This window comes from Sphingobacterium sp. NPDC055431 (genome assembly GCF_053644255.1).
In genome coordinates this window covers 115,005-128,490 of the sequence record NZ_JBSHLH010000004.1, presented here as the reverse complement: position 1 = coordinate 128,490, position 13,486 = coordinate 115,005, and the positions used below count along the sequence as shown (strand labels likewise).

The 13,486-nt window shown below is 38.8% G+C and carries 10 protein-coding genes; 7 read left to right on the top strand and 3 right to left on the bottom strand.

Annotated features, from left to right (window positions below):
- Nucleotides 1-79 precede the first annotated feature (79 nt).
- Nucleotides 80-1,414 carry an NADP-specific glutamate dehydrogenase gene (gene gdhA / locus ACWIB3_RS06185; RefSeq protein WP_185212139.1) on the top strand — a complete coding sequence of 445 codons (1,335 nt, stop codon included), beginning with the start codon at nucleotides 80-82 and terminating at the stop codon, nucleotides 1,412-1,414.
- A 78-nt stretch (nucleotides 1,415-1,492) separates the two neighbouring features.
- Complete coding sequence (locus ACWIB3_RS06180; RefSeq protein ID WP_185212138.1) at nucleotides 1,493-1,738, top strand: hypothetical protein; 246 nt, start codon at nucleotides 1,493-1,495, stop codon at nucleotides 1,736-1,738.
- Nucleotides 1,739-1,924: 186 nt separating this feature from the next.
- Here ACWIB3_RS06180 and ACWIB3_RS06175 read toward each other — a convergent pair whose 3' ends face one another.
- Nucleotides 1,925-2,608 (bottom strand): SIR2 family NAD-dependent protein deacylase, encoded by a 684-nt coding sequence (locus ACWIB3_RS06175; protein ID WP_185212137.1) that lies wholly within the window; start codon nucleotides 2,606-2,608, stop codon nucleotides 1,925-1,927.
- Nucleotides 2,609-2,675: 67 nt separating this feature from the next.
- Nucleotides 2,676-2,969: a YgaP family membrane protein gene (locus ACWIB3_RS06170; protein ID WP_185212136.1), complete on the bottom strand. Its 294-nt coding sequence runs from the start codon at nucleotides 2,967-2,969 to the stop codon at nucleotides 2,676-2,678.
- A gap of 118 nt (nucleotides 2,970-3,087) precedes the next feature.
- Here ACWIB3_RS06170 and ACWIB3_RS06165 point away from each other — a divergent pair, with 118 nt between their 5' ends.
- Together ACWIB3_RS06165 and ACWIB3_RS06160 are read left to right on the top strand one after the other, a co-directional pair.
- Nucleotides 3,088-3,930, top strand: coding sequence for an ATP cone domain-containing protein (locus tag ACWIB3_RS06165; RefSeq protein ID WP_454291178.1), 843 nt, complete (start codon nucleotides 3,088-3,090; stop codon nucleotides 3,928-3,930).
- On the top strand, nucleotides 3,923-4,657 hold the full coding sequence (locus ACWIB3_RS06160) for an LOG family protein (RefSeq protein WP_254527152.1): 735 nt from the start codon (nucleotides 3,923-3,925) through the stop codon (nucleotides 4,655-4,657). The genes ACWIB3_RS06165 and ACWIB3_RS06160 overlap by 8 nt, the downstream gene beginning before the upstream one ends.
- Nucleotides 4,658-4,773: 116 nt before the next feature.
- On the opposite strand, the gene ispE is transcribed toward ACWIB3_RS06160, so the two are convergent.
- On the bottom strand, nucleotides 4,774-5,580 hold the full coding sequence (gene ispE, locus ACWIB3_RS06155; RefSeq protein WP_454291177.1) for a 4-(cytidine 5'-diphospho)-2-C-methyl-D-erythritol kinase: 807 nt from the start codon (nucleotides 5,578-5,580) through the stop codon (nucleotides 4,774-4,776).
- An 86-nt stretch (nucleotides 5,581-5,666) separates the two neighbouring features.
- Between ispE and ACWIB3_RS06150 the strand changes: the two genes are divergently transcribed.
- The 3 genes from ACWIB3_RS06150 to ACWIB3_RS06140 all read left to right on the top strand — a co-directional run bounded on the left by ACWIB3_RS06150 (nucleotide 5,667) and on the right by ACWIB3_RS06140 (nucleotide 13,476).
- The gene (locus ACWIB3_RS06150; protein ID WP_454291176.1) at nucleotides 5,667-8,525 is read left to right on the top strand and encodes a triple tyrosine motif-containing protein; all 2,859 of its coding nucleotides are present in this window, start codon (nucleotides 5,667-5,669) and stop codon (nucleotides 8,523-8,525) included.
- Between the two features lie 406 nt (nucleotides 8,526-8,931).
- Nucleotides 8,932-12,033 (top strand): SusC/RagA family TonB-linked outer membrane protein, encoded by a 3,102-nt coding sequence (locus ACWIB3_RS06145; RefSeq protein ID WP_313259232.1) that lies wholly within the window; start codon nucleotides 8,932-8,934, stop codon nucleotides 12,031-12,033.
- A gap of 18 nt (nucleotides 12,034-12,051) precedes the next feature.
- Complete coding sequence (locus ACWIB3_RS06140; RefSeq protein ID WP_185212130.1) at nucleotides 12,052-13,476, top strand: RagB/SusD family nutrient uptake outer membrane protein; 1,425 nt, start codon at nucleotides 12,052-12,054, stop codon at nucleotides 13,474-13,476.
- The last annotated feature ends 10 nt before the right edge of the window (nucleotides 13,477-13,486 follow it).

The following is a 13,486-nucleotide window of genomic DNA, read 5'->3' as shown; positions in this document are numbered from 1 at the left end:
GATTAAAAACATAAAATATTGGCATTTTTCTGGAATTTTTGGTAATATTGCGTTGAATCAAATAATTATTTAATAATAAATGTCCCTTAATTTTAAGAATTTCATTAAACAAGTAGATCAGCGTAATCCAAATGAACCTGAATTTCTACAAGCAGTTACCGAAGTAGTTGAGGATTTAATTCCCTATATCACTGAAAACAGACAAGATTTTATTGATCTCAAGATCCTGGAGCGTATGGTCGAGCCAGAACGTGTTGTTTCCTTTCGCGTGGCATGGTTGGATGACAAGAACCAGATTCAAGTTAACCGTGGCTATCGTGTTCAGATGAATTCAGCAATCGGGCCGTATAAAGGCGGGTTGAGATTTGCACCGGATGTAAACTTGAGCATCTTGAAGTTCTTGGCTTTCGAACAGGTTTTCAAGAACAGCTTGACGGGTTTGCCAATTGGCGGTGGTAAAGGAGGGTCTGATTTTGATCCTAAAGGTAAATCGGACAATGAAATCATGCGTTTTTGCCAAAGCTTCATGACGGAATTGCAAAGACATATCGGTTCGGAAACGGATGTCCCTGCAGGCGATATCGGTGTAGGAACAAGAGAAGTTGGGTATTTATTTGGTCAATACAAAAGATTACAGAATAATTTCTCAGGCGTGTTGACCGGAAAGGGAACACAATGGGGAGGTTCATATATACGACCAGAAGCTACGGGTTATGGTCTACTCTACTTCGTGCAATGTGTATTGGACTACAATAACGAAAGCATTGAAGGAAAGACAATCAGTATTTCTGGAGCTGGAAATGTAGCCTACTATGCTGCGGAAAAAGCCATTCAATTAGGTGCAAAAGTGATTACTTTATCAAATAGCCAGGGGACAATATATGATAAAGATGGATTCACGATAGAGAAACTGGTTTATTTGGGGACTTTAGGCCGTGATCTAGGCAAATTCAGCAAAAAATATCCTTCAGCAACCTATCATGCTAAGGAAAACCCATGGCAGTTTAAATGTGATATTGCGTTACCATGTGCTACGCAAAATGAAATAAATGAATCCGATGCCAAGAAATTAGTTAAGAATGGTTGTACCATCGTTGCTGAGGGTGCCAATATGCCTTCAACTGCCGAAGCAATCCGTGTTTACCATCAGGCAAAGATCCATTTTGGTCCTGGTAAAGCCGCTAATGCGGGTGGTGTTGCAGTTTCTGGTTTAGAAATGTCGCAAAATGCAATTGGCCAACAGTGGTCTCCTGAAAAAGTAGACCATCGATTGAAATTGATCATGGAGAACATCCATAAGACCTGTGTCCGTTTTGGTAAGGAACAGACAGGTTATGTCAATTACTTAAGAGGTGCCAATATTGGAGGCTTTATAAAAGTTGCGGAAGCAATGAAAGCCCAAGGAGTCGTTTAGAATAGTAATAATTTATAATTTTGAAGTTCTGGTCTATATAAACCAGAACTTTTTTATTTAATATACATAAGAAAAGATATGCGAGTACTAGCTGAGTTGCCACATCCTGACTGTAAGATCAGCATCTTCGGGATGAACCAAAAGTTTATCATCAAGTTTGAACAAGGGACATTGGAGCAATCCTATAAAATAGCCGAAGTAGATGTTGTTGGCGGAGTCAATGGCGTGTTTGAAATGCTTGATGAAGAGTTTATGAAGAAGGTTCTTGACCTCTTTGTTCAGATGAGAGCTGCAATTATAGAAACCTACAACAAATATCAATAATAAGTTGATATAATATACTTAAGTATCAGATTACTTAGTTGTTAAAAAACTAAAAACCTGTATACCAAATATTATTTGGTATACAGGTTTTTTTTATGTTCTAGTTTTTATTTAAGTAAAACCTATAATTTAAATAAATACTATAAAATACTGATAAATAGCGTAGTTATATGTGGTTACAAAATATTATTTGGGTAGATATTTTGCCAAATAATCTACTCCTACACTCGCTTTTTCAGCTATTTTCAGCACTACTGGTGGTACGCGATATTGCTCAGCATTTGGGTCGATAAGGATAAGTTTGCAGTCCGGTTTAGTTTCGTAGATCAGGTTTGCTGCAGGATAGACTTGCAGGGATGTTCCAATGGTTATGAAGACATCTGCCTGCCTTGCTATTTTATAAGCTTCATTCATATTTGGAACTGCTTCTCCGAACCAGACCACATGTGGGCGCAATTGAGAACCGAGCTCACATAGGTCCCCGTCCTTTATATCCGTCCCGTTGATGTCATAGATAAGATTTGGATTTATGGATGACTGTCCTTTCCTGATCTGTCCATGTAGATGCAACACTTTGCTGCTACCCGCACGCTCATGCAAATCATCAATATTCTGGGTGATAATGGTAATATCATAATCTTTCTCCAGTTCGGCCAGCTTCCTATGGGCATGGTTAGGTTCTGCTGCCAAACAATCTGACCTTCTTTTATTATAGAAATTTTGAACTAATTCAGGGTCTTTTTCCCAGGCTTCAGGAGTAGCGACATCCTCTACGCGATGGCCTTCCCAGAGTCCATCTGAACCCCTAAATGTTGGCAGGCCACTCTCTACGGATATTCCAGCACCTGTAAATACAACTATTTTTTTCATGGAAAATGGATTAAAAAAAATCGGTTTCATTATAAAATGAAACCGATTATAAAATGAATTGTGAATATTATTTCACAAAATATCTATGCTCAATAACTGTAGCTTCGGGTTTCTTTTCTTCAATAGCTTCCTTGATTGGGCAACTACCCGTGACACCTCTCAGTACAAGTGCGCCCCCTAGTGTAATTCCAGAGAAAGCTGTAATCGGGTTTTTGAGAAGCTTTCTAGCTCCCATACCGATAATGAAACCGCCAGCAATTACTGATAATATACGTTCTGATGTTCCCACATTACCATATTCGCAGGATTCTTCTAGTTTAGTTTTTACTTTGTCAATTGCAAAATTTAAAATACCGCTCATAATTTTCGAAATTTATTCCTCTACAATATAACGATTGAAAAATTAAAATGTTTCCAGTTAGGTATAAATTTTGTGTTTAGGACATTAATATTTGTAAATTCAGGCAGAAAAGAAAAACATGCGCGTAAAAAAATATTCAGGTGAGCTGGTACCTTTCGATGAAACAGCATTACGTCGCTCCTTAACCCGATCTGGAGCCAATGAACAAGAAGTCAATATGGTTTATGAATCTATCAAAGGTTCGGTATATGATGGGATTCCTACCAAAGAATTATACGAAATGGCATTTAATGCCCTTAGAGGCAAGAAGAATTCCTATGCCGCACGATATAGTCTGAAACGGGCTATTCGTGAATTGGGGCCAGAAGGCTTCTATTTTGAGAAATGGATCGCGAGGTTATTCCAAGAAGATGGCTACGAGGCTGTAACCGGTCAGACCGTTCAAGGTCATGCCGTAAGCCACGAAATTGATGTAGTTGCCTTAAAAGGCGATGAAATGTTGGCCATAGAGTGTAAGTTCAGGAATGACGCCGACGCCAAGATCTCCGTGACTACCCCCATGTACTTTAAATCCAGAAAAGAGGATATTACGGGAATATCTTATCGTTTCTTCAACCAAGACCATGAGTTTACGGATGGTTGGTTGGTGACAAACGCATACCTTACCAGCGATTCCATTGATTTCGGAAAATATTACAATGTAAACTTACTTTCATGGGATTATCCTAAAGGAAGCTGTTTGAAGACCCGTGTTGATAGCAATGCGGAATATCCGGTGACCTGCTTGACCAATGTATCGGAACAAGACAAGGCGATGCTGTTGAAATTTCAATGTATTTTAGTTAAGGACCTGGTTAAGGCTCCCCAAATCTTGGATAAAATCCAAGTGGCAAAGGATAAACAAAAACTTATCCTGAAAGAGGCAAATGAGTTAATTAATAGCCCATTAGAACATGAGTAATAAATTTGTACGTGAGGAAATCAATTTCCTCAAAGGTGCTCGAGGTAGATGGAATGAATTGAAATATGCCATCGGTGTTGTATTTCAATTTATGAAAGGATTCCGGACCTTACATTTCGTTGGTCCATGTGTTACCGTATTTGGATCTGCGCGTTTTGGAGAAGATCATCCTTATTATGTTCAGGCTCGGGAGCTTTCTGCAAAATTAGCTGACCAAGGTTTTACCATCATGACTGGCGGCGGCCCTGGGATAATGGAAGCGGCCAATCGGGGTGCAAAGGACGTGGATGGAAATTCAGTGGGCTGCAATATTGTATTGCCCCATGAACAGAAGCACAATCCTTACATGGATAAGTTTGTAAATATTGATTATTTCTTCGTCCGAAAAGAATTGCTCCGTAAATATTCCTTTGCTTTTGTCATTATGCCAGGTGGTTTTGGAACTTTGGACGAATTTTTTGAAACCCTGACCCTAATACAGACCAAAAAGATCTCTCAATTTCCAATCGTAATAATGGGGATGGATTATCATAAAAACATCAAGGAACATGTCGATATGATGATCGAGGCAAAAACGATCAGTCCAGAGGATCAAGACTTATTATTGTTTACGGATGATATCACTGAAGCTGCCCTGCATATCATGAAGTATGCAGACACGAATAAGATCATCAAGCTTAAGGAACCAAAACCAAATTGGATATTGGGCGAGAAAAAGGCTATTTAATTGTAGTACTTAGTAGCTGGTACTTAGTATTTAGACTTTGGGGCATCTCTAAATGTTTACTTACAAACTGATTTGGAGATTGTAAAGAACTGTGTTTATGCCAGTGGATTATGATGTTATAATTCAACTGGCATAAAAACTTTTCCGTATTTATTTAATTCATTTAAGTCTACATTTTCTTCAAATATCCCGAATACTGATGAACCTGACCCACTCATTGAAGCGTAGATAGCTCCTTTTTCATAAAGTTTTGCTTTAATATCTCCTATTAATGGGTAGCGATCAAAAAGGGAAATTTCAAAATCATTGATGATATGATATTTCCAGTCTTGAATAGGAAGTTTTATGGCTTCTCGTAAGTCTACACTTGGAACCATAGGACTGACCCTGCTGTATGCCTCAGCCGTAGAGATGTGAATTTCCGGTTTGATTATTATGATCTTGTAAGGGCTTAGGTCGAGTTGGATCTCGCTGAGTTCGGTTCCAATCCCTTCCGCATACATGGCCTTGTTATCAATAAAAAATGGACAGTCTGCTCCCAACTTTGCTGCATATTGCTTCAGGATTTCCTTACTTAAGTTTAACTTGAAGTAATCGTTTAAAAGTTCTAAGGTTGAGCTGGCATCTGAAGATCCACCGCCCAGACCTGCACCAATCGGGATGTTCTTCAATAGATGAATTTTTACAGGATCTATATGGTGGTCCTGTTGCAGGAAACGGAAAGCTTTAAAGCAAAGGTTTTGATCATCCGCAAGGAGATCAGAATTCCAGATCTGGAGTTCCAGTTTTTCTGCCGGCAGTATTTCAAGGACATCATAGATCTGTACTGGATAGAATATGGTTTCCAGCTCATGGTATCCATCTTGCCTTTTGCTACGGATGTGTAAACCAAGGTTAATTTTAGCGTTTGCGAACTTCAGCATATACAAATTAAATGATTTTCCCTTAAGTAGCCAATGAGAATTTTAATGTTCATGAGTAGCTTTTGTTATATTTGGTCCTTAAGAATATGAAGTTGCTGAAGTATTTCCTAGTTATCTTATTTATTGTTGGTCATTTTGTCGAATCAAATGGTCAGAATATTCCGCGTGTCGGTTCTCCTTATGTGCAGCAGTACAGTAAGACTGTCTACCACGCCGGAAACCAAAACTGGGGCATAGCCGTGAGTCCGGAAGGAATGATCTATTCAGCGAATACAGAAGGTCTTCTTCAATACGATGGCCAGGAATGGGAACTTTATCGGATGAAAAACCATGCTGGTCTACGCAGCGTAAATATTGATCCCGCAGGAAGGATATTTGTAGGTGGAGCTGGGGAATTTGGCTATTGGAGCCGGTCCGACTATGGGAAAATGGAATACAGCAGTTTATCCGGATTGGTCAGCGATCAACAGGCATTAAAAAATGATGAAATATGGCGGATCATCATTGATGGTGATAAGATTTATTTCCATACCTTTTCCAAAAGTTACCTCTATCAAAACAACCAGATCAAAACCATCACCGCTGATGGCGAGCCATTTTTATTTGGCTTCCAGGTAAACGGGAAGATGTATTTTGAGCAACTCCCTTCTGGTTTGCATGAACTCAATGATAGCAAGTTAATTGCGATAAAAGATAAACATAAGCTATTAGGATATAATATTTTAGCTATGCTTCCCTATAGTTCCAATGAAGTATTGATCGGGACTGATCGCAATGGCGTTTACAAGATGAATGCCGATGGTAGCATGGAGCCTTGGAAAACCGAAGCCCAGGACTTGCTGAAAAAATATCAGATCAATAATGCAGTCAAGCTTTTTGGAAACCAATATGCATTTGGTACCATTCAAAATGGAGTCATCATTGTCAATCAAGCCGGCGAAATTGTTCAGCATATCAATAAAAACAATGGTCTGCAGAACAATACGGTCCTCAGCTTAGCCGTAGATAAGCAATCCAATCTTTGGGTCGGACTAGACAATGGCATTGATCGGATTGACATCAATAGCCCATTATATTACTACTCAGACCTGACGGGTAATATCGGTACGGTCTATAGCTCGATAATCTTTGACAACAAGATTTATCTTGGCACCAATCAAGGCCTCTTTGTAAGTGATTGGCAAGGGGTCAACGATTATAAGTCTTTAAATTTTAGGATCGTGCCCAATTCCCAAGGTCAGGTATGGAAATTGGCCAATATCAAAGGTCAACTGATCTGTGGCCACAATAATGGAACATTTGTGGTTGAGGGAAATAGCATGCGTCAGGTTTCTTCGGTTACCGGTGCTTGGGATTTTGTCTCCATGCGAGATTCTAAATATTGGCTCCAGGCTAATTATACGGGTGTGAGTTTGATGCAGAGTGATCCTTATGCAAGCTTTGTAAAACAGTTTTCCTATAAAAAGGACCCAATTAGGAATATAATGCAGATTGGACCTGAAAGCTTTTGGTTGAGTAACTCACAGAATGTTTTCAGTTTTAAATTAAGTCCAAACTATCAAGATGCATTGGAATTTAAATTAGAGAATAATGGCTTGCCAAAAGGCAGCAAATTGCATGGGATCTATAATTTGGCCAATAATATTGTTTTTGCAAGTGATTCCGGTTTTTACTTATTTGACAATATCCTAAGGGCTTTCAAACCCTATGAAGAACTGAACAGCCAATTGGCTAGTTTTGCTTCCGCAAATAAAATAATCCCTATCCATAATAATGCATATTGGTTTATCAAGAAGTCGCATTTGGCCAAAATACAGTTTCTAAGCGATGGCAAGTTAAAGATTGATTCCAGTTCATGGAATTCCCTGAAAGGCCGTATGATGAACGATTATGAACAGGTATTAAATGTGGATGAAAACCTCTCTCTAATTGGTTTGGATAACGGCTTTGCCTTGTATTTCAATCAATATCCCGTTCAGCAAAACATCCCTAAACCTATCATTACAAGTATTTGGAACACCACATCTGATCCTTATTCAATTTATGATGAACTTGAGATCCCGAATAAGGAAAATAATATCAGGTTTTCTTTTGCGTCAGCTTGGTATTCCTCTTCAGCATTGAAGTACCAATATTATCTGGAAGGATATACCGAATCTTGGTCTACATGGGAGGAAATTGCATTTAAGGATTTCACCAATCTACCCTTTGGAAGTTATACCTTTCAGGTCAGGGCTATTACTCCTAATGGTATAAAATCTGAGATAACCTCTGTCTCATTTAAAGTATTACCGCCATGGTACCTGAGTTGGCCTGCTATTCTAGCTTATTTCATTGCATTAGCTGCTGTGCTATACTTCGGTAAGAAATGGTATGAAAACAGGTTGTTGGAGCATCAGCGAAAGGTCAAGAAGAAATTATTGGAGGAACAAGAAGAACGTATGGCTCGTGAGGCTGCTGCCAATGAGAAAAAATTGATTTCCTTGAAGAACTTGCAATTGGAACAGGAATTGGAAAGTAAGAACAGGGAACTGGCCAATGCGGCCATGAACATTGTCTATAAGAATGAGATGCTCAATAATCTGCATCATGAACTGACCAATCTAAATGACTCCAGTGGGAACAAATTGAGCAACGATCAATTGCGAAAGGTAAATAAACTGATCGATGAAGCACATAGTGATGACCGGGACTGGGATCTGTTTGAGAAGAGCTTCAATGAAGCGCATGAGAACTTCTTTAAGAAGCTTAAATCTGAATACCCTAGCTTGGTTCCCAATGACCTGAAGTTATGCGCTTATTTAAGGTTAAATATGTCCAGCAAGGAAATAGCTTCTCTCTTGAACATCAGTACCCGTGGCGTCGAAATCCGCAGGTATAGACTGCGAAAGAAGTTGAATTTACCTACCAATAAGAACCTTACTGAATTCCTTTTGGAACTGTAAGGCATCCCTCCTTTTATTTCATTTTCATTAGCTAAATTTCTTAATGAGTAACCACTCATTTGCTAAAATGCTGCTCTTTTTTAGCATATGAACTGCTAAAAACACTTGAAATATTTGTTAAATATTTACTTTCCAGTACTACATCACTACATCATTACGCTAATATCAATTATGTGTTATTTATACACTAACTTAATTAACTTGTGATGAATATGATTGTTTTAAACATTTAGTTATCAAACATATAACTTTTATATAACATTTAAATGAGCAAGTAAAAATTGAATGTAGTAGTAATGTATATATGGATTATTTTAATTACAAACTTATACATCACATATTTGTTAAGTGAACAAACACTTTTTTACTTACTAAACATTATTCACTCAATTAAACCATTTGTTATATGAGGAAGTTATTTACACTGACCTTTGTTTTCCTTATCAGCTTTACATGGCTATACGGTCAAAGCAAAACCGTTACAGGTACGGTAAAGGACAGCCAAAGCATGATTGCTTTGCCTGGAGTTTCCGTTTCTATAAGTGGTAAATCAGGAGGAGCTCAGACGGATGAGGCAGGCCGTTTTAGCTTAGAGGCTAGCCCTACTGATTCATTGGTATTCTCTTTTATAGGATACGTGTCGCAAAGCATCGCAGTTGGCGACAAAGATCAAATCAATGTTTTCTTAGACGACGAGAACATGGCTTTAGAAGAGGTTGTGGTTGTCGGTTATGGTACACAGAAGAAAGTAGACTTAACGGGTTCCATTGGAAGCGTTAAGGCTGAAGAAATCGTGAAACAACCAGCCATGTCAGCTATGCAGTCTATTCAAGGTAAAGTAGCTGGTTTGAACGTAACAGCTTCAGAAGCTCCAGGTTCTACCCCACAAGTTACTATCCGCGGTCTAGGAACAGCATTAGGGGGAAGAAATCCATTGTATATCGTGGATGGTTTCCCAACTGATAACCTTAATTCAATCAACCCTGCAGACATCGAATCTATTAACGTATTGAAAGATGCTTCTTCGGCTTCCATTTATGGTGTTCGTGCTGCGAACGGTGTAATCATGGTTACTACCAAAAAAGGTAGAGTTGGTTCTGTTAAGATTGGCTACGAGGGCTATGCAGGTATGAAAAACATGTTGAACCGTGTTAAGATGGCTGATGCTTCCCAATATATCCAATATTATAACGAAAATATTCAGGGAATCGGAAGAGGTACTTTATTGGCGGCAAACCAAGCAAATAATACGGATTGGTTTGATGAAATCTTGCAAAATGGTACCGTATTCAATAACTCCATCAATATTTCTGGTGGATCTGAAATTGTAGACTATTTCTTCAGTGCAAATAATTTCACTGAACAAGGTATTATCGACGGTTCTAAATTCACTAGAAATACCATTAGAAACAACAATACCTACAAGTTTTTGGACAACAAACTTAAGTTTATCCAAACCTTAAACCTATCATTCAATAAATCTACACCAAAACCTTTCAGTGCATTTAATGATGCCTACCGTCAGACTCCATTGGCTCCAGTTATGTTTGATAACGGTCGTTATGGTACTTCAATTTACAATTCTTCAACTGGTGTTGCTGGATACCAAACTCAACCTGGTGAAACGACTGGTAACTTGAACTCGATCGGTAACCCTGTTTATGCAATCCAAAGAGCTAATCAATTGTTGAACAATACCCGTCTTCAAGGTGGTATCGAAGCTGAATATCAAATCTTTGATTTCTTAAAGATCAATTCACGTATCGGTGGAACTAAGATCTTCAGCAATGAAAGATCTTTTACTGACATCAAAGATGCATGGTTAAATGGTAATCCACTTCGTACAGAGGCTGATTTCAATAAATTGAAAAATGACAATCCAAATGTCACTCAATATGCAAACAACAGCTTGATGTACAAAAAGAACGAAGATTTCAGATGGCAATGGGAAACCTTCTTGACATTTGACAAAAACTTCAATGGTCATCAAGTAAACGCAGTTGCCGGTTTCTCTAGGGAGAAATCTAATATTTCAAATATGCTTTCAGGAACTGGATATGACCTACCTGTTTTGGAGCAATATTGGAACATAGACATGGCTTCAGCAGATTATACCAAGGTGTTGAACCAAACTTATTATACACCAAGAGCATTAGCTTCTTATTTCGGTCGTGTTCAATATAACTACAACAGTAAATATTATGCAACAGCGACCATCAGACGTGATGGATCAAGTGTATTCAGAAACACAGGTAACTACTATGCGACCTTCCCTTCATTTGGTTTAGGTTGGACCATCTCCAATGAAGATTTCATGAAAGACAATACCGTATTGAATTTCTTGAAATTAAGAGCAAACTGGGGTGTATTAGGAAACCAAGATATTCCATTGAACGTTTCTCAATTATTGACTGCTGAAGGAAGTTCAAACTACAACTACGTATTTGGCCCTGGTCAAGACCTAGTATTGGGAGCAGCTTTTGGTAGCCCTGCATTACCATTGACTTGGGAGAAAACTCAAGAAACTGGTGTAGGTTTGGATTTTGAAATGTTCAATAGAAAACTTTCGGGTTCCGTAGATTTCTACAACAAGTTGAATACAAACGTATTGATGAATGTTCAGCCAATCTTGAACTCTCCTTTCGCCAATAACTTCTACGATCACGGTGGTAAGGTAAGAAACAAAGGTATTGAAGTGATCTTAAACTGGGCAAATTCAGTTTCTGAGGACTTTAATTACAATATCGGAGTTAACTACTCTTACAACCACAATGAGTTGACTGATGTAAAAGCAGCTTATGACGGAGCTATCGGTGGTAGTCTTGCGAATGGTCAGATCACTAAGCAGATCAAATCTGGGCAGCCAATCTACGGTTGGTGGATGTGGGAAACCGATGGTGTTTGGCAAAATACCGATGAAATTGCGAACAATGCAAAATATGGTACCCCTCGTCCTGGTCACTTACGCTATAAAGATCAAAATGATGATGGTGTAATCGACAACAGGGATAAAGTATTCTTCGGATCGTATATGCCAACTTCTACTTACGGTGTGAACCTAGGTATCAACTACAAAGCGATTGATTTCTCTCTTTCAGGATATGGTGTTGCAGGTAACAAGATCTACAATGCATTGAAAGGAACTAGGATCAATGGTGGTGAAAACATTACTGAGGATACTTTCAACAACCGTTGGACAGCAGATAACAAATCTAACACCGATCCAGGAGCTGATAGAGATTCATATGCTTCTAGTTATTACTTAGAGTCTGGTAATTATTTCAGGATCAATAACATTACCCTAGGCTATACCTTCAAAAAGTTATATAACTCTACTTCAAACATGAGATTATATTTCACAGCGCAGAATCCATTTATGTTTACCAAGTACAGTGGTTTCTCACCAGAGATTGCTAGCGATGGTAACCCTCAATTGACTTCAGGTATTGAGTTATCGGCATACCCTACTACAAGAAACTTCTTGTTTGGTATCAATGTTCAGTTCTAATTAATTAATGACGACAACATGAAATTTAGAAATTTAAATATAGCATTATTGGCAGCTGCAGGTCTTTTGATGACTGGCTGTTCCAAGGATTTTTTAGACGTGCCATCCCAGGAAGTAATTGAAGCTGAAGACAGTAATGAAAATTACTCTCCCGAAGTATTAGTGAATGGTATCTATGGGATGTTCACGGACTGGAATTATGGATTCTCCTTCTTGGGGATTACAGAAATCATTTCGGATAATTCAGATAAAGGTTCTTCACCTACAGATACTGGTGGTGACAAAGATATCTTAGATAACCTAACCTACACCTCTACTGCTGGTTCATTTGCAGCTTTATGGGAACAATGGTACAAGTCTATCGGTAGAGCGACCAATTCCATTCAATACACAGAAGAATATGGTTTGACGGATGAAACCTTGAAAAACAGGTATATCGGTGAAGCAAGGTTCTTGAGAGCATTGAATTATTTTTGGTTAGTTCGTGGCTGGGGCGATGTTCCTATCCAGGAGAAAGACCTGATCATTAGGGCTCCTCAAGCTGAAGTATATGCATACATTGAAGCTGACCTTCAGTTTGCAATCAATAACCTTCCTGATAAGTCCAAATATGCCGCTAAAGATTTGGGTAGAGCTACTAAAGGTGCTGCTCAAGGATTATTATCCAAGGTATATCTATACCAAGGGAAATGGCAGCAAGCATTTGATTTGGCACAAGCAGTAATCAGTTCTGGAGAATATTCTTTAGAGCCTGATTACGCCAAGATCTGGAGACTTGCAGGTGAAAACGGGTCCGAATCTCTATTCGAAGTTCAGGCAAGAGGGTCTTCAATTGCCCACGGTATACAACAATACTCGCAAACTCAGGGTCCACGTGGTGGAGCTGCTGGAATTGGTTGGGGATTCAATACGCCGTCTCAAAACTTATTGGATGCTTTCAATGCGGAGAAAGATGATATCCGCCGCGATGCTACCATTATTTTCAGAAATGAAACCATGTTTGATGGTTTACTAATCGGAAATACCGAGAATGAAATGTACAACGAAAAGGCCTATTCATCCGCAAATGGTGGAGCGGGCGATACAGATAAAAACCTTAGGTACTTACGTTTAGGTGAAATCTACTTAATCAAAGCGGAAGCTGCCAATGAATTGGGCAATACATCCGAAGCCTTGACTGCTTTGAATGCTGTTCGCTCTCGTGTTAAGCTGGCTAATTCAACAGCTTCAGGCCAAGTAGCCATCCGTCAAGCGATCTGGAAGGAACGTCGTTTAGAGTTGGCAATGGAACATGATCGTTGGTTTGATTTGGTAAGGACCAAACAAGCTGAAGCAGCGATGAAAGCTGCCGGCAAACCGTTCGTTGCTAAACATTATCTATTCCCTATTCCAGATAATCAATTGATTCAGACACCAGATATGGTTCAAAATACTGGCTGGTAAATTTTCATAC

Coding starts and splice junctions, on each gene's coding strand:
- ACWIB3_RS06140 (WP_185212130.1), top strand. CDS start 12,052: ATGAAATTTAGAAATTTAAATATAGCATTATTGGCAGCTGCAGGTCTT.
- ACWIB3_RS06165 (WP_454291178.1), top strand. CDS start 3,088: ATGCGCGTAAAAAAATATTCAGGTGAGCTGGTACCTTTCGATGAAACA.
- ACWIB3_RS06170 (WP_185212136.1), bottom strand. CDS start 2,969: ATGAGCGGTATTTTAAATTTTGCAATTGACAAAGTAAAAACTAAACTA.
- ispE (WP_454291177.1), bottom strand. CDS start 5,580: ATGCTGAAGTTCGCAAACGCTAAAATTAACCTTGGTTTACACATCCGT.
- ACWIB3_RS06175 (WP_185212137.1), bottom strand. CDS start 2,608: ATGAAAAAAATAGTTGTATTTACAGGTGCTGGAATATCCGTAGAGAGT.
- ACWIB3_RS06145 (WP_313259232.1), top strand. CDS start 8,932: ATGAGGAAGTTATTTACACTGACCTTTGTTTTCCTTATCAGCTTTACA.
- ACWIB3_RS06150 (WP_454291176.1), top strand. CDS start 5,667: ATGAAGTTGCTGAAGTATTTCCTAGTTATCTTATTTATTGTTGGTCAT.
- ACWIB3_RS06160 (WP_254527152.1), top strand. CDS start 3,923: ATGAGTAATAAATTTGTACGTGAGGAAATCAATTTCCTCAAAGGTGCT.
- gdhA (WP_185212139.1), top strand. CDS start 80: ATGTCCCTTAATTTTAAGAATTTCATTAAACAAGTAGATCAGCGTAAT.
- ACWIB3_RS06180 (WP_185212138.1), top strand. CDS start 1,493: ATGCGAGTACTAGCTGAGTTGCCACATCCTGACTGTAAGATCAGCATC.